Source organism: Serratia sp. NCCP-200, assembly GCF_059697885.1.
Genome location: NZ_BAAKUJ010000011.1, coordinates 14,245 through 38,699 on the forward strand (window position 1 = coordinate 14,245; position 24,455 = coordinate 38,699).

Below are 24,455 nucleotides of genomic sequence, written 5' to 3' on the forward strand. Positions count from 1 at the left end.
ATGGGATCACGATGACAAAATCTGCACGCAGCATGGCAGGGTTGCCTTGGATCGCCGCGATGGCGTTCTTTATGCAGGCGTTGGATGCCACTATTCTCAATACCGCCTTACCGGCGATAGCCCACAGCCTCGACCGTTCCCCCTTGGCGATGCAGTCTGCGGTGATCAGTTACACCCTGACGGTTGCGATGCTAATCCCGGTGAGCGGCTGGCTGGCCGATCGCTTCGGTACTCGGCGAGTATTTATTATCGCCGTATCCCTGTTTACCTTTGGCTCGCTATTGTGTGCCTTGTCCCCAACGCTGAGTTTCCTGGTTGCCTCACGTATTTTACAGGGGATTGGCGGCGCGATGATGATGCCGGTAGCACGCCTTGCCCTGTTGCGGGCCTATCCGCGTAGTGAGCTGTTGCCGGTACTGAACTTTGTCACCATGCCTGGCCTGGTTGGACCAATAATGGGGCCACTGCTTGGCGGCTGGCTGGTTACTTACGCCACCTGGCATTGGATCTTCCTGATTAACATCCCGATAGGCTTGCTCGGCATCGTCTACGCCCGTAAATATATGCCAGACTTCACCACGCCAAAGCGGCCGTTTGATTTCATCGGTTTTATACTGTTTGGCCTTAGCCTGGTACTTATCTCCACCGGCCTGGAGCTGTTCGGCGAGCAGGTACTGGCCAATTACATTTCTCTGGGGGTGTTCCTGAGCGGCTTTGTGATGCTGTTTGGCTATATCATTCACGCCCGCCGCCACGCTCAGCCACTGATTGGGCTGGATCTGTTCAAGACCCGTACCTTTTCCGTCGGCATTGCCGGTAACGTGGCCTCGCGGCTAGGGACTGGCTGCGTTCCCTTCCTGATGCCGTTGATGCTGCAGGTGGCCTTTGGCTATTCGGCGATTGTCGCCGGTTGCATGATGGCCCCGACGGCGGTGGGTTCCCTGATGGCCAAGTCTACCGTTACCCAGGTGTTGCGCTGGTTCGGCTATCGTAAGACGTTGGTAGGTATCACTATCATTATCGGCGTATTGATTGCGCAGTTCTCTCTGCAAAGCCCAGGTATGCCGCTGTGGCTGATGATTTTGCCGCTGTTTGTTCTAGGGATGGCGATGTCGACGCAGTTTACCGCCATGAATACCATCAGCCTGGCAGACCTGAACGATGGCAACGCCAGTTCAGGCAATAGCGTATTGGCAGTGACGCAACAACTGTCTATCAGCTTTGGCGTGGCGATCAGCGCCGCCGTATTGCGCTTCTATGGTTCAATGGGGATTGGCACCATGATCGATCAGTTCCACTACACCTTTATTACCATGGGGATAGTGACCGTTGCTTCGGCCTTCGTCTTTATGCTGTTAAGAAGAAAAGACGGCAATAACCTGATCACCGGCAAAGAGAAATCACGCAAAGAAGCGAAGGCTACCAGTTAGCGGCAACCGACGGAGTCTCTCTCCACCAGCTCTGGCGTCAGCACCAGGATCTGGGCATCCCGTTCAGGGTTTTGCAGGCGATTGATGAGTGCATCGATCGCCAGTTCCCCTAGCGAATCTTTGGGCTGATGAATGGTGCTGAGCGGTGGAGCCAGATATTTGGCCAGTTCGATATCGTCGTACCCCATCACGGCCATATCTTGTGGTACCACCAGCCCGGCCTGATACAACGCCTGATAAACGCCGACGGCGACAGCATCGTTGCCAGCAAACACCGCATGAGGAGGTTCGGCTAACGCCAGCAACTGCTTCATGGCATGCACGCCCCCTTCAAACTCAAAGTCGCAATACACCTCATAGCCCGGCAGGATTTCAAGGCCGGCACGCTTCATGGCGCGGCGATAACCTTCCAAGCGATGGCGCGCGGTCGTTTTATCCAGCGGCCCGGCGATACAGGCGATTTGGCGATAGCCGCGAGCGATCAGATGATCGGTAGCCATTTCGCCCCCCAGCAACGAGTTATCCTGAATGATATCGTTGGCCCCTTCGAACGGCGACCAGTCCATCATCACAATCGGCAAAGAGGGGTAGCGGCTCAGCGCATCCTGCGAAGGGCGGTGGTTTTCGGTACACATCACCAGCAGGCCATCCACCCGCTTTTGCAACAGCGTTTCCATGCTGCTGTTCATACGCGCCACATCTTCCTCTGTGTTGCACAGGATCAGGCTGTAGCCACGCTCGTAGCAGCTGCGTTCCACGCCGCGCACCACTTCGGCATAAAACGGGTTATTGCTGGAGGTCACCAGCATACCAATGGTGCGCGTCGTATTGAGTTTCAGGCTACGCGCCAGTGCGGAAGGGGCATAGTTTAGCTGTTCCACGGCCACCATGACTTTGTCACGCACGCTGTCGCTGACAAAGCGATTGTTATTGATCACGTGCGAGACCGTCGAGGTTGAAACACCCGCCAGGCGGGCAACATCTTTCATGGTAGCCAAAGCGTTATCCCTGTTGCTGCAAGAAGGCGTCAATCTCTTCACGCCATGGCACGGAAGGCTGTGCACCCGGCCGTGTAACAGCAATGGCCGCCGCCGCATGGGCGAAACGCACTGCATCGCTCATCACTTTACCTTCGAGCAAAGCAGTAACCAGAGCACCGTTGAACGTATCACCGGCCGCGATGGTATCCACCGCTTTGACCTTAAAGCCCGGAACCAGTTTGCCTTTACCGTTTTCGCTCAACCATACGCCACGACTACCGAGTGTGATAATCACGCAGCCGATGCCTTTATCATGCAGGATGTTGGCGGCACGTTCGGCGTCAGCGTCATTATTCACCGCGATACCGGTCAGCCGCTGGGCTTCGGTTTCGTTCGGGGTGATCATGTCAACCATGGCTAGCAGTTCGTCAGGCAGCTCACAGGCCGGAGCCGGGTTGAGGATCACCTGGGTTTGGTGCTGCTTGGCCAGTTTGGCGGCGGCAATCACCGTCTCCAGCGGTGACTCAAGCTGCATCAATAGCGCATCGGCATCGATAACCCGTTGCCGATAGCGGTTGAGATATTCGGGAGTGACCGCCGCGTTGGCACCGGCATCGATACCAATCACATTTTCGCCTTCGGCATTGACGAAAATCAGCGCTACGCCGGTAGTACTGTCGGCAATAGATTCAATCGGTTGGGTATCAATGCGATCGGTTGCCAGCTGTTGGCGAATACGTTCACCAATATCGTCTGCACCTACGCAGGCAATAAAGGCGATATCCGCACCGCTGCGCCCGGCAGCCACCGCCTGGTTAGCCCCTTTGCCACCAAAGGCGACCTTATACTGCTGGCCGATCACCGTTTCGCCCGGCTGGGGAAAGTGGTTGATATTGAGGATATGGTCGGCATTGATGCTGCCCAAAACCACCAGCTTTGCTGTTTCCATCACAGGGATCCCTTAAATTGCGCGCCATCGTCACGCCCCGTTCCGATGGCGCTGGAGATGACTTACTTGGTAACCAGTTTCAAATCAACCGGGATAGTCGCCGGTACTTTCTCACCTTTCAAGATCTTATCTGCCGTTTCTACGCCAATCACACCGATTTGATCCGGACGCTGTGCCACGGTGGCAGCCAGTTTACCGCCTTCAACCGCTTTCACGCCGTCTGCGGTGCCGTCAAAGCCAACGACGATGACATCCGTTTTACCAGCGGTTTGCAATGCACGCAGCGCGCCCAGTGCCATTTCATCGTTCTGTGCAAACACCGCCTGCACGTCTGGATGCGCGGTCAGCAGGTTCTGCATCACGTTCAGACCCTTGGTGCGATCGAAATCCGCCGGCTGGCTGGCCAGCAGTTTAAACTTGTTCTGCTCCAGTGACTGTTGGAAGCCTTCGCCACGTTCACGGGCAGCAGATGTCCCGGCAATGCCTTCCAACTGGATCACTTTGGCATCGGCCCCTACTTTGTTGGCGATAAAGTCACCGGCCATTTTACCGCCCACGCGGTTGTCGGAAGCGATATGGCTGACCACTTCGCCTTTCGCTGCCATACGGTCAAGCGTAATGACCGGGATCTTGGCCTGGTTGGCCATCTTGATGGCGTTACCTACCGCGTCAGAATCGGTTGGGTTAATCAGCAGCAGTTTCGGGTTCTGCACCATCAGATCCTGCACGTTGGCCAACTCTTTCGCCGGGTTGTTCTGGGAATCCAGCACCACCAGGTTGTAACCCAGTTTGTTGGCTTCCAACTGCGCCCCTTCTTTCATCGAAACAAAGAACGGGTTGTTGAGCGTAGAAACCACCAGCGCGATGGTGTCTTTTGCCAGGGCGTTAGCACTCAGGGTGGCGGTTAACGCGATGGCCGAAACTAAGGTTGCCAGTTTTTTCATTTTCATGGTCGTGATTCCTGTAGGGGAGAGGTTACTTGTTACTTTTGTTGTCTACCAGAACCGCCAGCAGAATAACGGCTGCTTTCACGATCATTTGGTAGTAGGAAGAAACACCCAGTAAATTCAAACCGTTGTTCAGGAAGCCAAGGATCAGCGCCCCGATCAGGGTACCGACGATGCGCCCTTTACCTCCCGCCAGGCTGGTACCACCCAGCACCACCGCGGCGATAGCATCCAGCTCATAGCCGGTACCCGCAGTAGGTTGCGCAGAGGACAGGCGCGCCACTTCAATGACCCCAGCCAGTGCCGCCAACAGGCCGCACAGGGAGTAAACGATGATTTTAACTCTATCGACGCTGATACCGGAAAGGCGGGTAGCCGCTTCGTTGCCACCCAGCGCATAAATATAGCGGCCAAGACGGGTGTGATGCAGCATATACCAGGCGGCGATAAACACGATGGCCATGATCCAGATCGGGGTCGGAACGCCCAACGGGCGGCCAATCCCGAACCAGCCGAAGGTGTCGGCAACGTCGGTAAAACCGGTATTGATCGGGCTACCGTTGGTATACACCATGGTTACGCCGCGCAGTAACAGCATCATCACCAGGGTGGCGATAAATGCCTGAACCTTGCCTTTGGCCACGATTATGCCGGTGCAGGCCCCTACCGCAGCCCCCAATGCCAGCGCAGCTGCAACAGCCACCACCGCATTGACTTCAAATCCGACAATCGAAGCGGCTACCGCCCCGGTCAGCGCCAACAGCGATCCGACCGACAGATCGATGCCGGAAGTCAGGATCACCAAGGTCATGCCGACCGCCATAATGGCGTTCACCGAGGTTTGCTGCAGGATATTGAACAGGTTATTAACGGTGAAGAAATTCGGGCTCATCGAAGACACCACGGCAATCAGCACCAGTAGGGCAATCAGCGATTTCTGCTCCAACAGCCACTCTTTACTGAACCAGCGCTTAGCTGCAACACTTTGTGAACTCATATCTGATTACTCCTGCTTTACGCCGTATTGCTTGCCAACGGCTGCTGCCATCAGCACTTCCTGGGTGGCCTGTTCAATCGGGAATTCGCCGCTGAGGTGACCTTCATGCATCACCAGAATGCGGTCGCTCATGCCCAGCACCTCCGGCATTTCCGAAGACACCAATATGATGCTCAGCCCTTCCTGCTTGAACTGGTTGATTAACTGGTAGATCTCTTTTTTGGCCCCGACGTCGACGCCGCGTGTCGGTTCGTCGAGGATCAGTACCTTTGGCCGGGTCATCAAGCCACGGGCAATCGCCACTTTTTGCTGATTGCCGCCGGAAAGCAAACCAATCGGCTGCTCCATCGACGGCGTTTTGATATTGAACAGGCGGATAAAATCGCTGACGGCGATCTGCTCGTCGGCATGTTTCAGGCCACCACCGGCGCGGCTGAAGTAGCGCAGCGCGGTCAGCGACATGTTTTCCTTCACCGACATCCCCAACACCAGGCCATCGCGCTTACGGTCTTCGGAGATATAGACAATGCCGTTGGCCAGGCCGTCCTGAGGAGTACGAGTCACCACCTCATGGCCGTCCAGATTCACGGTGCCGCTTTTACGTGGCGCCGCTCCGTACAGGATCTTCATCAGTTCGGTACGCCCAGCCCCCATCAGGCCAGCCACACCCAAAATCTCACCGCGGTATAAAGTAAAGCTGACGTCATGCACGCCAGGGCCGGAAACGTGGCTCACCTGCAGGCGTTTTTCACCGCGCGGCAGATTCAGACGTGGATACTGCTCTTCCAGCTTGCGACCCACCATCATTTCAATCAGCGAATCTTCATTCAATTCGGCAACCGGCCGCTCGGCAATAAATTGCCCGTCACGGAATACGGTCACATCGTCGCAGATTTCGAAGATCTCTTTCAGGCGGTGGGAGATATAAACAATGCCGCGGCCTTCGGCTTTCAGCTCGTTGATCACTTTAAACAGCGAGGCGGTTTCGGTATCGGTCAGGGCATCGGTCGGCTCATCCATGATGATCACTTTGGATTCAAAGCTCAGCACCTTGGCGATTTCCACCATTTGCTGATCGCCAATCGACAATTCCCCCACCAGCCGGTGGCTGCTGTAGCGCAGGTTCAAACGCGCCAGCAGTTTGTCCGCTTCGGCATACATGCGTTTCCAGTCGATGCGGCCAAAGCGGTTAACGAACTCGCGGCCAAGAAAGATGTTCTCGGCAATGGTCAGCTGCGGGATCAGGTTCAGTTCCTGATGAATGATGCCGATACCCGCTTCCTGCGAATCCTTCGGTCCGTTGAAGGCCACTTCTTTGCCAAGGAAATATTGGCTGCCCGCATCTTTGTTGTAGATACCGGTCAGCACTTTCATCATGGTGGACTTTCCGGCACCGTTTTCCCCCACCAGCGCCATCACCCTGCCGGGATAAACGCTCAGGGCGGCCCCAGAAAGCGCCTTCACGCCGGGAAAGGCCTTATCGATCCCTTTCAGTTGCAGTAAAGGTTGCATAGGCGCCTCAGAAAGTTACGCCGGAGCACAGGATCACGTTCGCGTAGGGCGAACATTCTCCGCTGCGGATCACGGCCCGGCTATGTTCGGTTTGCGCTTTAAACGCGCTGTGGCTGATATAGCTGATGCTGATGGTATTGCCCTGGTGTTGGCCAAGCTGAGTCAGTTGAGCCAGTAATGCCTCGTGGAGCGACGGGTTATGCTTGACGATCTCTTCCGCCAGGATGGCGCTCTCTACCTGCATTTCCTGCGTCACCACGCCTACAACCTGTAAGAATGTCGGCACCCCTTGGGTCAGCGCCAGATCGATACGCGGCGTCACGGCCGGGATCGGCAAGCCTGCATCGCAAATCGCGATCTGATCGGTGTGGCCGAGACGAGAGACCACCGCAGAAACGTCAGAATTCAGTAGTACGCCTTTTTTCATGAGTAAACTCCAGCAGCGAAACGTTTCGCTATTGAGTCAGTGTAGAAAATCAGCAGAGGAAGACAACCCTGTCATAGCGGAAATGTGATCGCCATCGAAACGTTTCGCTCACGTTTGATAAAGCGTAGCTTAAAAGAAGGGCCCAGCAAATGCTGAGCCCTCTCTTTTAGATTTCGACCTGGGTTCCCAGTTCGATGACCCGGTTGGGCGGGATCTCAAACTGGTCGGCCGCCCGCAATGCGTTGCGGCTCAGGGCGATAAACAGCTTGCCGCGCAGGAACAGATACCACGGCCGTTTGGTGAGAATCAGCGATTCATGGGACATAAAGAACGACGTCTCCATCATCCGGCATGGCAGCCCTTCCAACCCACAGCGGTGGAAGACTTCCTCAACGTTCGGCGTTTCACGCCAGCCGTAGCTGGCTACCACTCGCCAGAAGGTCGGTGACAATTGCTCAATCGTCACACGCCGGACGTTATGCACATAAGGAGCATCTTCGGTACGCAAGGTCAGAAGCACTACCCGCTCATGCAGCACTTTGTTGTGCTTGAGGTTATGCAACAGGGCAAACGGGATCACGTTAATCGCCCGCGACATAAACACTGCGGTACCCGGCACGCGAACCGGCGGTGATTTTTCCAGTGAGGCAATCAGCGCTTCAAGGGAGTTGCCGTGCTCATGCATCCGGCGCAACAGGCGGAAACGTTCGCTCTTCCAGGTGATCATGATCAGGAACATCACCAGGGCCAACATCAGTGGCAACCAACCGCCAGAGAACAGTTTCAGGGCATTAGCCGAGAACATCGGCACATCGATAATCAGCAGCATCGCCAGAATGCCTCCCACCAGGAAGCGATTCCAATGCCAATTCTTGATGGCGACGGAGGTGATCAGGATGCTGGTCAATACCATGGTGCCGGTCACCGCAATACCATAGGCCGCGGCCAGGTTACTGGAGTGTTCGAAGCCCACAATCACCAACACCACGGCGATATACAGGGTCCAGTTGATCACCGGGATATAGATCTGGCCGGACTCCATTTCCGAGGTATGAATGATGCGCATCGGTGACAGATAGCCCAGACGAACGGCCTGGCGGGTCAACGAGAAAACGCCGGAAATGACCGCCTGCGAGGCAATAACCGTAGCCAGCGTAGCCAATATCAGCAGTGGGATCAGCGCCCAATCCGGGGCCAACAGGAAGAACGGGTTCTTGATCGCTTCCGGGTTTTTCAGCAGCAATGCGCCTTGGCCGAAGTAGTTAAGCACCAGCGAAGGCAGCACCACGGTGAACCAGGCCAGGCGGATCGGGAATTTGCCAAAGTGGCCCATATCGGCATACAGCGCTTCCACACCGGTAATCGACAGTACCACCGCACCGAGCGCGAAGAACGACACCTTCTTATATTCAACAAAGAAGTTGAAGGCCCATTTAGGGTTCAGCGCCTGCAACACTTCCGGGTTGGCGATAATGCTGCGCGCGCCCAGGACCGCCAACACGATAAACCACAGCAGCATCACTGGGGCAAACAGTTTGCCCACGCTACCGGTGCCATGTTTTTGGATTGCGAACAGTAAGGTCAGTACCAGAATGGAGAGCGGGACGATATAGGGATCCAGCGACGGGGCGGCAATCTCCAGCCCTTCGATCGCCGACATCACCGAGATCGCCGGGGTGATCACCACCTCACCATAGAAGAAGCTGCCACCAATCAGGCCCAGGATCACCAGAAAAGACGTGGTCCGCGCCGAGGTATGGCGCCCAGCCAAAGACATCAACGTCAGTATCCCGCCTTCACCGGCGTTATCCGCACGCATGACGTAGGTGAGATACTTCAAGGAAACGATGACGATCAACATCCAGAAGATTAAGGAAAGAAAACCAAACACCACGTCGGGACGGACATCAAAACCGTAATGACCTGAAAAACATTCTCGCAAGGTATAGAGCGGGCTGGTGCCGATATCACCGTAAACGACCCCAATAGCCGCCAGGGTAACCGCCGATAAAGACTGTTTATGTTCTGTGCTCATAGTTTGCTTCTTTTGCTAGATCATCCGTCAACCGACGCATCCGCATCAGGCTTAAGATATGGGCTCTAAGATCCGTCACACCCGGTAAAAGGCGCACAGTATGCATCATTTATACTACTTGCCTACTCTTATATCGGGTCCCAAAAATAAACAAAATGTGAATCACCCCCCTTGTTGAGCATAGAAAAATTTTACTAATCAACCAGCTATAGGGCTAAAAATAATGATGGTTTATCATCGGATTCTCTAGCAAGATTGGCTGTCGGCCTGGGTGGCAGGCTCTAACCTCCGGACAACGCGAACTATTTTATGGCGTCATCAACACTTCTGGCAGAACGGATCTCCCGCCTCAGCAGTGCGCTGGAGAGCGGCCTTTATGAACGGCAAGAGGCTATCAGGCTTTGCTTACTGGCAGCCTTGTGCGGCGAAAGCGTGTTCCTGCTGGGCCCGCCGGGGATCGCCAAGAGCCTGATCGCCCGCCGGCTGAAATTTGCCTTTCGCAGCGCTCGCTCCTTTGAATACCTGATGACGCGCTTTTCCACACCGGAAGAGGTGTTTGGCCCGCTGTCGATCCAGGCTCTGAAAGATGAAGGCCGCTATCAGCGCCTGACTGCGGGATATCTACCCGAAGCGGAGATCGTCTTTCTTGATGAAATCTGGAAGGCTGGCCCGGCTATCCTCAATACCCTGCTGACCGCGATCAACGAGCGCCGCTTCCGTAATGGTAATAGTGAAGAGCCCATCCCACTACGCCTGCTGGTCACTGCCTCCAATGAATTACCCGAGGCCGATAGCAGCCTTGAAGCGTTGTATGACCGTATGTTGATCCGGCTGTGGCTCGATAAGGTGCAGGATAAGCAGAATTTCCGCTCGCTGTTGGTGGCCCGCCAGAATGAAAACGACAACCCGGTGCCCGAGGCACTGAGCATCAGCGATGAAGAGTTTCACCAATGGCAACCGCTGATCGATAAGGTCAAACTGCCGGAAAACTGCTTTGAACTGATCTTTCTGCTGCGCCAACGGTTAGACGCCTTGGAACAGGCGCCTTATGTTTCCGACCGGCGTTGGAAGAAATCCCTGCGCTTACTGCAAGCCTGCGCCTTTTTCAGCGGCCGCGACACCATTGTGCCGTTGGATTTAATGCTGTTGAAGGATTGCCTGTGGCACGATCAGACATCATTAAAGTTGTTACAGCAACAAATCGATCAGTTGCTGACCGAACAGGCCTATCAGCAGCAAACCTTGTTGATCCAGCTACAGCAGATCCACACCCGCTGGATGCAGCATCAACAGCAGCAGAGCCATCGTCAGGCCATCCAACTGGTGAAAAAAGGCGGCATGTTCAGCCGCAAGCCACAATACGTGCTGGAGCATCCGCTCACTGGCACCACTTTGACGCTGCTGCTGCAAAAGCCGTTACAACTGCACGACATCCAGGTTAACCACCTGAGTATCGAAAGCAGTATGCTGGAAAACTGGCTGCAAAAAGGGGGCGAGGTACGCGCCAAGCTTAACGGCATTGGTTTTGCCCAGCAGATCGATCTGGAAGTCGATGAGCAACTGCATCTGACCGTGCTGGACGTCAGCCGCCAGCCCTCCCTGCTGGCCCTGCCGGGTAAACCGACCGGAGGAACCCCGCCAGAATTCCTGGACGAAATAGAAACGCTAAGCCAGCGCCAGGCAGAGCAGCGGCGGTTATTCAGCCAGCATCAGCCTTGCCTGTTCACCCCTGCCGCCGGGTTGGCGAAAATTGAAGCCAGCTTGTTGCAGGTGGCCGAGCAGATCAAACAGCTGTCCCAGCAAATGCGCGGCCAGTAACCATGCTGAGCCTCGAAACGCTCGATATGCTGTTGTCGATCTCCGAAGGCGAGCTGATCGAAGAGCTGATCATTGGCCTGTTGGCCACGCCGCAGTTGGCGGTGTTTTTCAATAAATTCCCGGCGATACGCCGGGCGATCAACCGCGATCTGCCTCAATGGAAGCTGCAACTGAAGGATCGCATTCAGCAAGCCGTGGTGCCTCCGGTGCTGGCGCAAGAGTTTTACCGTTATCAGCAATGCCAGTTGGAAAGCCACGGCCAGTTCTCGCAAAACCTTGACGATACGCTCGATCTGCTACACCAATACGCATCGCCGTTTTACGCCCAGGCACGGAGCATGGTGGACGCCGCGGGCCTCCCCGCTCATCCGCTCGATGGAAGCTTCCAGACCCTGTTTCTGCAACGCTGGCGCATTAGCCTGACGCTGCAGGCCACGATGCTGCACCATAAGTTACTGGAGCAGGAGCGTGAACAACTGATGGCCGAGCTGCAAGAACGGCTGGCACTGAGCGGCGCACTGGAACCTGTGCTGGCAGAGAACGACACGGCCGCAGGCAGATTGTGGGATATGAGCAAAGGCCAGTTACAACGCGGTGACTACCAACGGCTGGTGGAGTACAGAGACTTCCTGCAACAGCAGCCAGAGCTACAAAAGCTGGCACAGCAACTGGGCCGCAGCTATGAAGCCAAAGCTGTGCAGCAACAAGATGCGCAACCTGAACCGTACCGGGTAATGGTGCAGGTACCCGCCATTCAGCCGGAAGAGGTCAGCGGTATACACCAAAGTGACGACATCCTGCGGCTAATGCCACCCGAACTGGCGGCGCTGGGCATTGAAGAGTTGGAGTTTGAGTTTTACCGGCGGCTGCTGGAAAAACGCTTGCTGACCTATCGCCTGCAAGGAGATGCCTGGCAGGAACAGATCATGATGCGCCAGGTCACTCATCAGCAGCAGGACCGGCAGCCACGCGGGCCATTTATTGTCTGCGTAGATACTTCCGGCTCAATGGGCGGCTTTAATGAACAATGCGCCAAGGCCTTTTGCCTGGCACTGCTGCGCATCGCACTGGCAGATAATCGCCGCTGCTACATCATGCTGTTTGCCAGCCAGATTGTGCACTATGAACTGACGGCCGCCAGCGGTATCGAACAGGCGGTGCGGTTCCTGGGCCAGCATTTTCGTGGCGGGACGGATTTGGCCGCCTGCCTGAACGCCACCGTCGGCAAAATGGCGGAAAGCGACTGGTTTGACGCCGATGCGGTGATTATTTCCGATTTTATTGCCCAGCGGTTGCCGGAAGAAGTGATCAAGAAGGTAAAGTCACAGCAGCACAGCCACCAACAACGCTTTCATGCGGTGGCTATGTCAGCCTATGGCAAACCCGGCATCATGCGCATCTTCGATCATATCTGGCGCTTTGATACCGGGTTAAAAAGCCGTTTACTGCGGCGTTGGAGTCGCTAGCTGTTACAGCAGCCCAGCAACGCTCTCGCGTACTTCAGGTCCCCACACGCCACACTGTACCTGCCCAATATGCGACAGTTGCAGCAGCAGCATCACCAGGCGTGATTGGCCAATACCGCCACCAATCGTCTGAGGCATTTCACCACGCAGCAGGGACTGGTGCCATTCCAGCTTCAGGCGATCCAGATCGTCGGTTAACGTCAGCTGATGTTGCAGCGCCGCCGCATCAACACGGATACCCATTGAGGAAAGTTCAAACGCATCCTGCAGCACCGGGTTCCACACCACGATGTCACCGTTCAACCCTTTCAGCCCTTCGATACCTGGCGTGGTCCAGTCATCATAATCCGGTGCACGTACGTCATGGGATTTGCCATGTGAGAGTTTGCCACCAATACCAATCAGGAATACTGCTCCCAATTCTTTGGCGATCGCACGTTCACGGCCTTTGGCATCCAGCTCAGGGTAGCGTTGCAGCAGCGTTTCGCTGTGAACAAAGTGGATCTGTTCTGGCAGGAACGGTGCCAGACCAAATTCACGGCTCACCGCGGCTTCCGTTTCTTTTATAGAGGCATAGATCCGCTTAACGGTATCTTGCAGGTAAGCCGGGCTACGTTCGCCATCTCCCATTACACGTTCCCAATCCCACTGATCGACATACACCGAGTGGATCGGCGTCAGGCGATCTTCATCTGGGCGCAGCGCTTTCATATGGGTATACACACCTTCACCCGCGCTGAAATCGTGCTCGCCCAGGGTTTTACGCTTCCATTTAGCCAGCGAGTGCACCACTTCAAACGTCGAGTCCGGTAGGCTTTTGACCTTCACCTGAACGGCTTTTTCACTGCCCGAAAGGTTATCTTGAGTACCGTCACCCAGTCGGCTGAGGATCGGAGCCTGCACTTCAATCAGGCCAAGCTGCTGTTCCAACTGGCGGGAGAAGAAGGATTTCACGAAGCTGATTTGTTGTTGTTTTTGGATAAACTGCTTTTTCATTGCCGTATCTCTTGAATAACCTGTCTAGTTGCCAATGATTAAGCAACAGAATGGCACCTAAATTCAATATCCATCAATCAATATTGCCTTTTCGCTTTTAATCAGTCATTTTTAAGCGGTGATAATTCAACAAACGGCAATTAAAGGGGCATTTAATGGCAGAAATTTATCAGATCGATAATCTCGATCGCGGCATCCTCAACGCGTTAATGGAGAATGCCCGCATGCCTTACGCCGAACTGGCGAAGAATTTTGCCGTCAGCCCGGGCACTATTCATGTGCGGGTGGAGAAGATGAAGCAGGCCGGGATCATCACCGGAACGCGGGTTGATGTGAACCCAAAACAGCTGGGTTACGACGTCTGCTGCTTTATCGGCATCATATTGAAGAGTGCCAAGGACTACCCTTCGGCGCTGAAAAAGCTCGAAAGCCTGGAAGAAGTGGTGGAAGCCTATTACACCACCGGCCACTACAGCGTGTTTATCAAGGTGATGTGCCGTTCGATCGATGCGTTGCAACAGGTTCTGATCAACAAGATCCAGACCATCGACGAGATCCAGTCAACGGAGACGCTGATCTCCCTGCAGAATCCTATCATGCGTACCATTACGCCTTAATAAGCGATTCTTCACAGCCCACAAGCCTCAATGATAGGCCCGTGGTGCTGTGCATGGCAGCCCGAAACCTGATTGAGTAAAATAATTTTGTTAGAAAGTAAAAGATAGAACGGTTAAAAAAGATTGAAAATCGAGTCTACGGAGGTCACGTTTTCATCAATAGGATGTTGCTGCAATATGTGAATTATTTGTTACCTTATTTAATCATACATGTCTATATCACTAATCTGTTAATCAATATAAATGCAGGTCTTACATATGTAGGAATCATACGACATCTGTCGTTATATGCTCTTATATACCTAACGAGTCGTTTAAAATATTATTCTCTCACTTTATAGAACTACACTTTGATCATGCGCTGATAACAGGCGTGGCAAGCAAGGGAGAGATCATGGTTTATATTGACAGTAATACCATTAACAAACTCAGTCTCCGGATATTGAGTAAATATAAAAAAACAGCTTTGTTTTTAGCCGTATTATTTTTACTGTGCGGCACTTTATGTTTACTGATCCCTGTCTATTCTGGCATTGCTTTGAGCTATCTTATAGGAAGCTTATTTGTTATTTCAGGGATATACTCCTTCGTCAGCGCATTCGCTTTCATAAAAAACACTTCGAGTTTTTTTTCATTGCTTCTGTTCGGTATTATCTATGTTTTTCTTGGAGTGAGTTTTTTATCAAGCCCCATGATAGGAATGAATATTCTTTCAATGCTCATTTGCATTCTATTTTTGTTAGGGGGATTGAGTCGTCTGACCACAGCATTTAACAATAGTGAAATGATTGGGCGTTACTGGTGTATTTTTATCGGCATCCTGGATTTTGCTATTGCATTCCTGTGGCTGAGTGCTGGTGAAAACACATCATATCTATTAACCGTAATGTTAATCGGTCTTGAAATGGTGTTAACTTCATGGTTTTTCTTCATGCTTAGCTATGGTTTTAACCATCATAAGGACAGTTACTCCGGCGCATAATTTCGACACATTTTTCAATATTTTCATTATTAACAGGAGATAATTATCATGACTAAATTTACCAAAAATATCCTTATCGCTTCCACTTTGGTTGTAGCTGGCATTAATGTTGCCAACGCAGAAACCACGGTTAAAACAACCCCGCAGGATATGACTTGCAAAGAATTTATCGATCTGAATCCCAAGGCAATGACCCCCGTAGCATTCTGGGTGGTCAATAAAGATAATGTTTTTCAGCAAGGCGATTATGTTGACTGGAATGAAGTAGAAACCACCTACGTTCCATTGGTCATCAAAGCCTGCAAGCAAAAACCTGAAAGCAAGCTGGAAGAATTTAAGCAGTGGATTAACGACATTAAATAATGTCTATCAGATAAAGTCAGCTATCTACGATAACTGACTTTATCTGTATAAAAAATTAACTCCACACTAATACCCTTCAAAATTAGTTAGTACTCTCAGCATTAATTTCGGGAATTCTACCTTAAAAGGAAAAAGGATTTACACTAAAAAAATAACAATCTATACCGTTATTTTTTATAAGAGGAAGCTAAATTATGCCTACAGGCATAGCAGGAAAAGATAGCAATCAAAAATTAGGTCTTTTGGCATTAGTTGCTATCGTCGTCAGTTCGATGATTGGCAGCGGCGTTGATGGGCTACCCCAGAATATGTCCGCCAGTTCAGCAGTGGGTTCTGTGGCTATAGCTTGGCTAATCTGCGGTTTCGGAATGTTTTTCATTTCTCGTACATTTATTATTCTTTCGGATATTCGTCCAGACCTACAGGCTGGCATCTACATGTATGCTCAGGAAGGTTTTGGTACCTTCTGCGCATTTATTGTCGTATGGGGCTATTGGCTGATGACTATTTTCAGCAACGTCGCCTTTGGTATCATGGTGATGGATACCCTGAATTACTTTATCCCGGGCGGATTTAGCGGCGGGAACAATATTCCTTCAATTATTGGCATATCTATTCTTATCTGGGGATTCAATTTTTTAGTGTTGTCTGGGACAAGACTGGCAGGTGCGGTAAATATTATAGGGACGTTAGCAAAACTAATACCTCTAGTGATATTTGTATTCGTTCTGGTTTATTTCCTTAACGTTAACGAACTCACCAGTAACATCTGGGCAAACAATCCTTTATTTCCTAAGGAGTATCTAGGTTCGGTATTCTCCCAGATAAAGTCGCCACTCGATGTTGCTCTATGGTGTTTTATTGGTGTTGAAGGCGCCGTTGCGTTGTCTGGAAGAGTAAAAAACAAAAAAGATGTCGGCAGGGCAACCTTAATTGGTTTTATCATTTCACTTATCATATGTATCTTGATTTCTATCCTGCCTTTCGGGGTCCTGACTCAAAAACAGCTGAGCGTGATCGCCACGCCATCAACGGCAGGGATCCTGAAGATTGTTGTCGGCGAGTGGGGCGAAAGACTGATTAATATTGGTGTGCTGATATCGGTGTTAACCAGTTGGTTAGCCTGGACCATGATTTGTGCAGAAATTCCTATGGTTGCAGCTCAAAATTCAGCCTTCCCAGAGAAGTTTGCTAAACGAAACCATCAAGGAGCGGCATCGGTTTCGCTATGGGTCAGCAGCGCTTTAATGCAGCTTGTGGTTTTGATGGTTTACTTTTCAAGTAACGCCTGGATAGCCATGCTCTCGATTTCAGCCTTGACAGTTTTACCCGTCTATCTGCTGTCCACCGCTTACTTATGCAAGTTATGTATCAATGGTGAATATAATAATTATGCTCGTAATGGCCGTATCAGTGCACTAATCAGTGGTGTGATAGGACTGTTATTTTGTTTGTTTATGTTTTACGCCAGCGAACCGAAATATCTTGCCATGGTGCCAATGCTATTAACGCTGGGCCTACCGTTATTCTTTTGGGCACGAATTCATGAGGGAGGCATTAAAAACATATTTAAAGATAATGAAATGAAATTTTTCTTATCATTAATCGCTCTTGATGCATTTACAGGGTTTCTCTTTATGAATGGTACGATAAAGCTGTAACCGATTATTTTCAGTCATCATTTTTTGTCACCGATTAATCGGTGGCTACTGATTTGTTTATTAAAAAAGGTAATTAATCATGAAGTTTAATCACAACATTTTGTTTGTATCCTCTCAAGGGTTAAAACAAGATAACCCCGCGATACAAGCTCTTGAAGAGCTCAACGCGGCGGTTAAAGCCAGAGGATTTACCACCTTCATTGTGGATCAGATTAGCGATGCCGTGAAGGTTATTAATGAAAGCCAAAAGTACAGTGCAGTAGCGATTTACTGGGACCCAAGCAATCCTAAAATAGGTATTGAATGTCAGGAGTTCATTGAGGATTTCCGTAAGCGAAATGCCACTGCACCTCTTTTCTTATTATCTGAAGACAATGTCACTGACAGGGTACCCCTTGCTATACTCAAAGAAGTAAATGAGTATATTTATTTATTTTCTGAAACCCCGACCTTCACAGCCAATCGTATTTATACGCTTATTCACCGATATGCTGAAAACCTGCTGCCGCCTTACTTTAAAACGCTAAAAAACTTTACCGAAGACGGCGACTATTACTGGGACTGTCCAGGACACATGGGCGGCATGGCCTATTTAAAGCATCCTGTCGGTACTGAATTTATCAACTTCTTCGGCGAAAACATGATGCGGGCCGATATCGGAGTCGCTACAGCTGAAATGGGGGATTACCTCATTCATGCTGGGCCGTCCAAAAAATCAGAAGACATCGCCGCAGAGCTTTTTGGCGCTGATTGGACGTTCTATGGCGTTTCCGGCTCATCCGGTTCCAATCGTATCGTGGCTCAAGGTGCGGTCGCAGCGGATGAAATTGCCATTGTCGACCGTAACTGCCATAAATCGCTAAATCATGGTCTTACCCTTTCCCAGGCACGTCCAGTTTATCTTAAGCCCACGCGTAATGCCTATGGGCTGATTGGCCCAATACCGACTCAACGTCTGAAAAAAGAAAGTATTGATGAGTTGATCGCCAAAAGCTCGCTGACTTCAGATGCGGTAGACACCTCGCCTACTTATGCGGTTGTCACTAACTGTACCTATGATGGTTTCTGTTACAACGTTAATGACGTGGTGAAATATCTGGGAGCCAGCGTACCACGTATTCATTTTGACGAAGCCTGGTATGCATATGCCCGTTTCCATCCGATGTATAAGAACCGTTTCGCCATGGACGTTGAAGACACTCCCGATCGTCCGACCATTTTTGCCGTGCAGTCGACCCATAAAATGCTGCCTTCTCTATCAATGGCCTCAATGATCCATGTGAAAAAAAGCCACCGCGCGCCGCTGGATTTTGATGATTTTAACGATTCCTTCATGATGCACGGCACCACATCTCCCTTTTATCCGATCATTGCTTCAATTGATGTAGCGGTAAGTATGATGCAGGGAGATTCCGGTCGTTCCTTGGTACAGGAGTCGATCGATGAAGCCATCGCGTTCCGTAAAGCCGTCGTTTCCGTTAAACGCCAGATTCGTGAGCAAGAGGGCGAATCAGCCTGGTTTTTTGACGTTCTACAACCGACGGAGGTTCATGATAAGGCAACGGGTAAACAGTACAGCTTTGAAGAGGCTCCGCTTGAGCTACTCAACCAGGGCCCTGAATGTTGGGAATTGTGTGCGGGCGATAGCTGGCACGGCTTTCACGATGAAGATCTGGTTGATACCAATAGCATGCTTGATCCGGTAAAAGTCACCATTACCTGCCCAGGCATTAATCTGGACGGTAGTTACCAAGAACAGGGGATCCCTGGCTATTTGATTACCAAATTCCTCGATGACAAAAGGATTGAAATTGCCCGCACAGGCGATTACACGATCCTCATTCTGTTTTCTGTTGGTATCACCAAAGGAAAATGGGGCACGTTAATTGAAAGCCTGCTGACCTTTAAAAAACTCTATGACTCTGATGCGCTTGCCGTTGACGCTATTGCGTCCTTGAAAGGCCAATCACCGCATTACGATAACTTGACCCTGAAACAACTCTGCCAGCAGATGCATGAAAAAATGCGCGAGCTGGATCTGATGAACCACATTAATGAGGCGGTTAATACCGACCCTGAACCGGTGATGACTCCGTCTGCGGCCTATCAGAAAGTGCTGCGCTATAAGGCGGAACACATCCGCCTGGATGATTTTTCTGGCCGTATTGCCGCCAGCATGTTGGTTCCTTACCCACCAGGTATCCCAGTCTTAATGCCGGGTGAACGTCTGCCAGTGGGCGACAAAGGCATTATGGGCTATCTGCGTGCTTTACAGGACTTTGATAAGCACTTCCCAGGTTTTGAACATGAGATCCAGGGTATCAACGTTGATGAAAATGGTGATTTTTGGGTAAGAGCCATCATTGAAGATGAACGCAAAGCTGTGAAGCGGCCGGAACAGATCCGTTTCAAACGCCGGGTTTCTCCAACAATTAAAAAAGGTCGCTAATAATCAGCTAGTTATCTCATCACTCCGACCCGCCAGGGCCGGGGTGATGTCTATTCCGATGCAAGGGTTTTATTTATGTCAAATCAATCTTCAACATCAGCAACGAGTGCTACTGACGCAGCAAAGACGGACGGCGAGCACAAGCTCGGGCTAATTGCATTAATCGCCATTGTTGTAGGTTCTATGCTGGGCGGTGGGGTATTTAGCCTGCCCCAAAACACAGCTGCTACCTCGGCAGTAGGGCCGATCATTATCGCGTGGCTTATCGCAGGTATTGGTATCTACTTTATCGCGAACTCATTCCGCCTGTTGTCCGACCTGCGCCCAGACCTACAGGCGGGCGTCTATATGTATGCCCAGGAGGGCTTCGGCTCATTTATTGCTTTCAACGTCGCCTGGGGATACTGGCTGATGACTGCCTTTGGCAACGTCGCCTTCGCCGTAATCTTGATGGATGCGTTAAACCAGTTTTTCCCCGGTGTATTCACCGATGGGAATAACCTCAATTCTATTATCTGCGGTTCGGTTTTGATTTGGGGTTACAACTTCCTGGTCTTGTCCGGGACAAAAGTTGCAGGTTTTGTGAACACTCTCGGTACTATCGCCAAACTTGTACCACTGGTGCTGTTTGTTGTCATACTGGGCTTCTTAATCAACTATTCTCAGCTGTTTAGCAACTTTTGGGGAACTGCACCACAAATCGTTGAAGGGGTCGGCAACCACGCTAAGCCCGTATCACTGATGTCGCAAATTCTGGCCCCAATGACGGTGACTCTATGGGCATTTATTGGCGTAGAGGGCGCAGTCGTTCTTTCTGGACGAGCCAAAAACAAGAAAGATGTCGGTAAGGCCACGCTACTGGGTTTTCTGTTGGCGCTTATCATCTACATACTGATGTCAATATTGCCGTTTGGCGTTATGCCGCAGGCTGAACTTGCTCAGGTCAGTAATCCATCGACCGCAGGCGTCCTGGCGAAAGTAGTCGGTCACTGGGGCGGTTGGTTAATGAACGTGGGGCTGATTATTTCAGTACTGGCTGGCTGGTTAGCCTGGACGATGCTTTGCGCTGAAATTCCCATGGTTGCCGGGCAAAAAGGCGCTTTCCCACGCGCTTTTGCGCGCACCAATAGCAAACAGGCCGCCAATGTTTCCCTTTGGGTCAGCAGTTTTGTGATGCAGGCTGCGATGTTATTAGTCTATTTTTCTAATGACGCCTGGAACACGATGTACAACATTAGTGCATTGATGGTGGTGCCTGCATATATCACTACGACCTTGTATATGGCGAAAATTTGCCTCAATCGTGAGTACGATCAGTATGCCAAAAAGGGGCGTAAATTTGCCCTTGTCAGCGGCATTCTTGGCGTCATATTCTGCCTGTTTATCCTTTATGCCAGCCAAATCCAGTATGTGGCGCTGGTTCCCATTCTGCTGACCTGCGGGCTACCGGTGTTCATATGGTCTCGTAAAGAGAAGGGCGACAATCAGCCGCTGTTCCAGAATAAAGAAATTTTTTATCTGGCGATCCTGTTGCTGCTTGATGCCATCGTCATCTGGTTGCTAATGATGGGGCGCATCACGCTATAACCGATCTTTTGCCCCCTAGCCCGGAAGAAGCTAGGGGAGCAAAGCTGCTATTTGATGACCTTAGGCTTCATTGAAAGAGCCAGTGTTTAAGGAATTGGTGACATGGTTAACCATAGCCGCGGTTAATCATGTCATCATACCGCCAGTAACCCCCTGCTTCTGCGCTCATGCACAGGGCTTTCGCCCGACCCTCTGTCTTATCCACCAGTTGAAAAATAAAACTTATCCTCACATAGCAACCACCACGGCAAGGTTGGCAAGATGGCTTCAGACCACGTCCAATGATTTCCTAGCTAATTAAATCAATAAATTATGAAAAAATAGCGCCATAATTGTGTCTGATGAACCGTTGATGTTGTCGATGGATCCAGGTTCCCCCGATCGTTATACCCATATTATCCACAGGTAGATCCCAGCTGATTCACAGAGTACAATACGGCCTCTTGAGTTTAAGGTTGGGATCATTCATTCATGGCAGACATCACTCTGATCAGTGGCAGCACGCTTGGCAGCGCAGAATACGTGGCTGAACATTTGGCCGAGAAACTCGAAGAAGCAGGTTTCTCAACAGAAATGCTGCATGGCCCTGAATTGGATGAATTGACGCTGTCAGGCCGCTGGTTGGTGGTTTCCTCCACTCACGGTGCCGGTGATTTACCAGATAACTTGCAGCCGCTGCTGGAACAACTGGCAGAGCAGCAGCCTGATTTATCTCAGGTGCAGTTTGGTGCCGTCGGTTTGGGCAGTTCCGAGTACGATACCTTCTGTGGTGCGATCAAACAGATCGACGATCTTTTCCAGGCTCGTGGAGCGAAAAGGATCGGCGATCGTCTCGAGATCGACGTGACCCAACATGAAATTCCCGAGGATCCTGCCGAAGAATGGCTGAAGAATTGGATTATTTTACTCTAATTAGGTTAAAGATCGCGCGAACGATTGTGTATAACTAGGCTTGAAAGCAGGGTATAAGCGGTAGTTATCCCAATAACAACCGTCGTATGCTTTCTGTCCTGTGGATAACATGCCATTTAGATCCCAGCTTATACTGGCCAGGATCACCGATCATTCACAGCAAACGATCCTGCTTAATCGGCTGATCTTTATGTGGAATAATCACTTATCCACAGAGGATCGCGATCCTAATAAGAGATCTAATAAAGAGATCTTTAAATAAAAAAGATCTTCTTTTAATTACCTAAGATCCTGACCGCTTGGTCGATCGACTAAACTTGAGTAGAATCCTCCCCCCAGGGCAAACAACGATCGTTCGCAAGTACTCCGAGGTGCTGTTCCATGTTTTATCCAGAGCAATTTGACGTCATTATCATCGGTGGTGGCCATGCCGGAACCGAAGCCGCCATGGCTGCGGCACGTATGGGACGTCAGACTTTATTACTGACCCACAATATCGACACGCTGGGACAAATGTCCTGTAATCCGGCGATCGGTGGTATCGGGAAAGGGCATCTGGTCAAGGAAATCGACGCACTCGGCGGGCTGATGGCCAAGGCGATCGACCATGCAGGCATTCAGTTTAGGATACTAAACGCCAGCAAAGGCCCGGCAGTGCGAGCCACTCGAGCTCAGGCAGATCGCGTCCTGTATCGCCAAGCCGTTCATACCGCATTGGAGAACCAGCCAAACCTGATGATCTTCCAACAACCGGTTGAGGATCTGATCGTCGAGAACGATCGCGTGGTGGGTGCAGTGACCCAGATGGGGCTGAAATTCCGTGCCAAAGCGGTAGTACTGACCGTGGGCACCTTCCTGGATGGCAAGATCCACATCGGCCTGGAAAACTACAGCGGTGGCCGTGCCGGGGATCCTCCGTCGATCTCTTTGTCACAGCGTCTGCGTGAACTACCTCTGCGTGTCAATCGCCTGAAAACGGGTACACCTCCCCGTATCGATGCACGTACCATAGACTTCAGCGTTCTGGCTGAGCAGCATGGCGATACGCCAATCCCAGTGTTTTCTTTCCTGGGCAACGCTAGCCAGCATCCGCAACAGGTGCCGTGCTACATCACGCACACCAATGAAAAAACACATGACGTGATCCGCAATAACCTCGATCGTAGCCCGATGTATGCCGGGATCATCGAAGGGATCGGCCCACGCTACTGCCCATCGATCGAAGACAAAGTGATGCGCTTTGCCGATCGTAATGCACACCAGATTTTCCTGGAACCTGAAGGGTTAACCAGCAACGAGATCTATCCGAACGGAATTTCCACCAGTTTGCCGTTTGACGTTCAGATGCAAATCGTGCGTTCGATGGAAGGGATGCAAAATGCTCGTATCGTTCGCCCTGGCTATGCCATCGAGTACGATTTCTTCGATCCACGCGATCTGAAACCGACGTTGGAAAGCAAATTTATCCAGGGGCTATTCTTCGCAGGCCAGATCAACGGCACTACCGGTTACGAAGAAGCTGCCGCACAGGGTCTGTTGGCCGGGTTGAACGCCGGACGTTATGCCGTTGAAGACGAAGGCTGGTCACCACGCCGCGATCAGGCTTACCTGGGGGTACTGGTGGACGATCTCAGTACGCTGGGCACCAAAGAGCCGTACCGCATGTTTACCTCACGTGCCGAATACCGCCTGATGTTGCGTGAAGACAACGCCGATCTACGCCTGACGGAAAAAGGCCGTGAACTGGGGCTAGTTGACGATGAGCGCTGGCAGCGCTACTGCGAAAAGCTTGAGCACATCGAACAGGAACGCCAGCGTCTGCGTGATATCTGGGTGCACCCACATTCAGAGAACGTCGAACAGGTTAACGTCCTGCTGAAAGCGCCTCTGTCACGCGAAGCCAACGGCGAAGAACTGCTGCGCCGCCCGGAAATGGATTATGGTCAACTGACTGCGGTGGCAGCTTTTGCTCCTGCACTGGCAGACACCGAAGCCGCTGAGCAAGTGGAAATTCAGGTGAAATACGAAGGCTACATCGCTCGCCAGCAAGATGAGATCGACAAACAGCAACGCAACGAGAATACCGTGCTGCCGCTGGATCTTGATTATCGTCAGGTCTCCGGATTGTCCAATGAGGTGATCGCCAAATTGAACGATCACAAACCTAACTCGATCGGCCAGGCTTCGCGCATTTCCGGTATCACCCCAGCAGCGATCTCCATTTTGCTTATCTGGCTGAAAAAGCAGGGCTTACTGCGCCGCAGCGCATAAATACGCTTACCGAGTGGCCGTTTGCCTATCTGCTGAGCAAACGGTCGCTGACATCA

Annotated in this window: 19 protein-coding genes; 11 read left to right on the top strand and 8 right to left on the bottom strand. The window is 51.4% G+C overall.

The genetic code is table 11. The features are described from left to right. Window positions 1-11 precede the first annotated feature (11 nt). On the top strand, window positions 12-1,430 hold the full coding sequence (gene mdtD, locus AC6HVW_RS24310) for a multidrug transporter subunit MdtD (RefSeq protein WP_059199295.1): 1,419 nt from the start codon (window positions 12-14) through the stop codon (window positions 1,428-1,430). Here the strand turns inward: mdtD and rbsR are convergent. The 7 genes from rbsR to kup all read right to left on the bottom strand — a co-directional run bounded on the left by rbsR (window position 1,427) and on the right by kup (window position 9,277). Then, complete coding sequence (rbsR, locus tag AC6HVW_RS24315; protein ID WP_071682648.1) at window positions 1,427-2,428, bottom strand: ribose operon transcriptional repressor RbsR; 1,002 nt, start codon at window positions 2,426-2,428, stop codon at window positions 1,427-1,429. The two genes, mdtD and rbsR, sit on opposite strands and share 4 nt — an antisense overlap. A gap of 4 nt (window positions 2,429-2,432) precedes the next feature. Next, window positions 2,433-3,359: a ribokinase gene (gene rbsK, locus AC6HVW_RS24320; RefSeq protein WP_071682649.1), complete on the bottom strand. Its 927-nt coding sequence runs from the start codon at window positions 3,357-3,359 to the stop codon at window positions 2,433-2,435. A 62-nt stretch (window positions 3,360-3,421) separates the two neighbouring features. Further along, window positions 3,422-4,309: a ribose ABC transporter substrate-binding protein RbsB gene (rbsB, locus tag AC6HVW_RS24325; RefSeq protein ID WP_021181448.1), complete on the bottom strand. Its 888-nt coding sequence runs from the start codon at window positions 4,307-4,309 to the stop codon at window positions 3,422-3,424. Window positions 4,310-4,334: 25 nt separating this feature from the next. Beyond that, window positions 4,335-5,303 (bottom strand): ribose ABC transporter permease, encoded by a 969-nt coding sequence (rbsC, locus tag AC6HVW_RS24330; RefSeq protein WP_071682650.1) that lies wholly within the window; start codon window positions 5,301-5,303, stop codon window positions 4,335-4,337. Between the two features lie 6 nt (window positions 5,304-5,309). Next, the gene (gene rbsA / locus AC6HVW_RS24335; protein ID WP_021181446.1) at window positions 5,310-6,815 is read right to left on the bottom strand and encodes a ribose ABC transporter ATP-binding protein RbsA; all 1,506 of its coding nucleotides are present in this window, start codon (window positions 6,813-6,815) and stop codon (window positions 5,310-5,312) included. A 7-nt stretch (window positions 6,816-6,822) separates the two neighbouring features. Continuing rightward, entirely contained in the window at window positions 6,823-7,242 is a 420-nt protein-coding gene (gene rbsD, locus AC6HVW_RS24340; protein WP_021181445.1) for a D-ribose pyranase, read from the bottom strand. A 166-nt stretch (window positions 7,243-7,408) separates the two neighbouring features. Continuing rightward, window positions 7,409-9,277: a low affinity potassium transporter Kup gene (gene kup / locus AC6HVW_RS24345; RefSeq protein WP_071682652.1), complete on the bottom strand. Its 1,869-nt coding sequence runs from the start codon at window positions 9,275-9,277 to the stop codon at window positions 7,409-7,411. Between the two features lie 309 nt (window positions 9,278-9,586). Here kup and ravA point away from each other — a divergent pair, with 309 nt between their 5' ends. Continuing rightward, complete coding sequence (ravA, locus tag AC6HVW_RS24350) at window positions 9,587-11,095, top strand: ATPase RavA (protein ID WP_497569721.1); 1,509 nt, start codon at window positions 9,587-9,589, stop codon at window positions 11,093-11,095. 2 nt (window positions 11,096-11,097) lie between these two features. Next, on the top strand, window positions 11,098-12,561 hold the full coding sequence (gene viaA, locus AC6HVW_RS24355) for an ATPase RavA stimulator ViaA (protein ID WP_497569722.1): 1,464 nt from the start codon (window positions 11,098-11,100) through the stop codon (window positions 12,559-12,561). A 3-nt stretch (window positions 12,562-12,564) separates the two neighbouring features. Here the strand turns inward: viaA and asnA are convergent, their stop codons facing one another. Next, window positions 12,565-13,557 (bottom strand): aspartate--ammonia ligase, encoded by a 993-nt coding sequence (gene asnA, locus AC6HVW_RS24360; protein WP_021181441.1) that lies wholly within the window; start codon window positions 13,555-13,557, stop codon window positions 12,565-12,567. Window positions 13,558-13,712: 155 nt separating this feature from the next. Between asnA and asnC the strand changes: the two genes are divergently transcribed. The 8 genes from asnC (at window position 13,713) to mnmG (ending at window position 24,399) form a co-directional block, all read left to right on the top strand. Next, the gene (asnC, locus tag AC6HVW_RS24365) at window positions 13,713-14,174 is read left to right on the top strand and encodes a transcriptional regulator AsnC (protein WP_021181440.1); all 462 of its coding nucleotides are present in this window, start codon (window positions 13,713-13,715) and stop codon (window positions 14,172-14,174) included. 394 nt (window positions 14,175-14,568) lie between these two features. Then, on the top strand, window positions 14,569-15,156 hold the full coding sequence (locus AC6HVW_RS24370; protein ID WP_071682655.1) for a DUF308 domain-containing protein: 588 nt from the start codon (window positions 14,569-14,571) through the stop codon (window positions 15,154-15,156). A 48-nt stretch (window positions 15,157-15,204) separates the two neighbouring features. Further along, entirely contained in the window at window positions 15,205-15,519 is a 315-nt protein-coding gene (hdeB, locus tag AC6HVW_RS24375; protein WP_071682656.1) for an acid-activated periplasmic chaperone HdeB, read from the top strand. Between the two features lie 194 nt (window positions 15,520-15,713). Then, window positions 15,714-17,180: a basic amino acid/polyamine antiporter gene (locus tag AC6HVW_RS24380; protein ID WP_071682657.1), complete on the top strand. Its 1,467-nt coding sequence runs from the start codon at window positions 15,714-15,716 to the stop codon at window positions 17,178-17,180. Window positions 17,181-17,259: 79 nt separating this feature from the next. Continuing rightward, window positions 17,260-19,629 (top strand): Orn/Lys/Arg family decarboxylase, encoded by a 2,370-nt coding sequence (locus AC6HVW_RS24385; RefSeq protein WP_166733724.1) that lies wholly within the window; start codon window positions 17,260-17,262, stop codon window positions 19,627-19,629. Between the two features lie 75 nt (window positions 19,630-19,704). Next, window positions 19,705-21,216 (top strand): basic amino acid/polyamine antiporter, encoded by a 1,512-nt coding sequence (locus tag AC6HVW_RS24390; protein WP_071682659.1) that lies wholly within the window; start codon window positions 19,705-19,707, stop codon window positions 21,214-21,216. A gap of 471 nt (window positions 21,217-21,687) precedes the next feature. Beyond that, window positions 21,688-22,128, top strand: coding sequence for an FMN-binding protein MioC (gene mioC, locus AC6HVW_RS24395; protein ID WP_024484681.1), 441 nt, complete (start codon window positions 21,688-21,690; stop codon window positions 22,126-22,128). Between the two features lie 381 nt (window positions 22,129-22,509). Then, a complete protein-coding gene (mnmG, locus tag AC6HVW_RS24400; RefSeq protein WP_497569723.1) occupies window positions 22,510-24,399 on the top strand; it encodes a tRNA uridine-5-carboxymethylaminomethyl(34) synthesis enzyme MnmG in 1,890 nt (629 codons plus the stop codon). Window positions 24,400-24,455: the final 56 nt, after the last annotated feature.

Bases quoted from the DNA above. Each gene is read 5' to 3' on its own strand.
- asnA (WP_021181441.1), bottom strand. From the start codon at position 13,557: ATGAAAAAGCAGTTTATCCAAAAACAACAACAAATCAGCTTCGTGAAA.
- rbsB (WP_021181448.1), bottom strand. From the start codon at position 4,309: ATGAAAATGAAAAAACTGGCAACCTTAGTTTCGGCCATCGCGTTAACC.
- viaA (WP_497569722.1), top strand. From the start codon at position 11,098: ATGCTGAGCCTCGAAACGCTCGATATGCTGTTGTCGATCTCCGAAGGC.
- rbsA (WP_021181446.1), bottom strand. From the start codon at position 6,815: ATGCAACCTTTACTGCAACTGAAAGGGATCGATAAGGCCTTTCCCGGC.
- mnmG (WP_497569723.1), top strand. From the start codon at position 22,510: ATGTTTTATCCAGAGCAATTTGACGTCATTATCATCGGTGGTGGCCAT.
- rbsK (WP_071682649.1), bottom strand. From the start codon at position 3,359: ATGGAAACAGCAAAGCTGGTGGTTTTGGGCAGCATCAATGCCGACCAT.
- mdtD (WP_059199295.1), top strand. From the start codon at position 12: ATGACAAAATCTGCACGCAGCATGGCAGGGTTGCCTTGGATCGCCGCG.
- AC6HVW_RS24390 (WP_071682659.1), top strand. From the start codon at position 19,705: ATGTCAAATCAATCTTCAACATCAGCAACGAGTGCTACTGACGCAGCA.
- kup (WP_071682652.1), bottom strand. From the start codon at position 9,277: ATGAGCACAGAACATAAACAGTCTTTATCGGCGGTTACCCTGGCGGCT.
- rbsC (WP_071682650.1), bottom strand. From the start codon at position 5,303: ATGAGTTCACAAAGTGTTGCAGCTAAGCGCTGGTTCAGTAAAGAGTGG.
- AC6HVW_RS24370 (WP_071682655.1), top strand. From the start codon at position 14,569: ATGGTTTATATTGACAGTAATACCATTAACAAACTCAGTCTCCGGATA.
- AC6HVW_RS24380 (WP_071682657.1), top strand. From the start codon at position 15,714: ATGCCTACAGGCATAGCAGGAAAAGATAGCAATCAAAAATTAGGTCTT.
- hdeB (WP_071682656.1), top strand. From the start codon at position 15,205: ATGACTAAATTTACCAAAAATATCCTTATCGCTTCCACTTTGGTTGTA.
- ravA (WP_497569721.1), top strand. From the start codon at position 9,587: ATGGCGTCATCAACACTTCTGGCAGAACGGATCTCCCGCCTCAGCAGT.
- mioC (WP_024484681.1), top strand. From the start codon at position 21,688: ATGGCAGACATCACTCTGATCAGTGGCAGCACGCTTGGCAGCGCAGAA.
- AC6HVW_RS24385 (WP_166733724.1), top strand. From the start codon at position 17,260: ATGAAGTTTAATCACAACATTTTGTTTGTATCCTCTCAAGGGTTAAAA.
- rbsD (WP_021181445.1), bottom strand. From the start codon at position 7,242: ATGAAAAAAGGCGTACTACTGAATTCTGACGTTTCTGCGGTGGTCTCT.
- asnC (WP_021181440.1), top strand. From the start codon at position 13,713: ATGGCAGAAATTTATCAGATCGATAATCTCGATCGCGGCATCCTCAAC.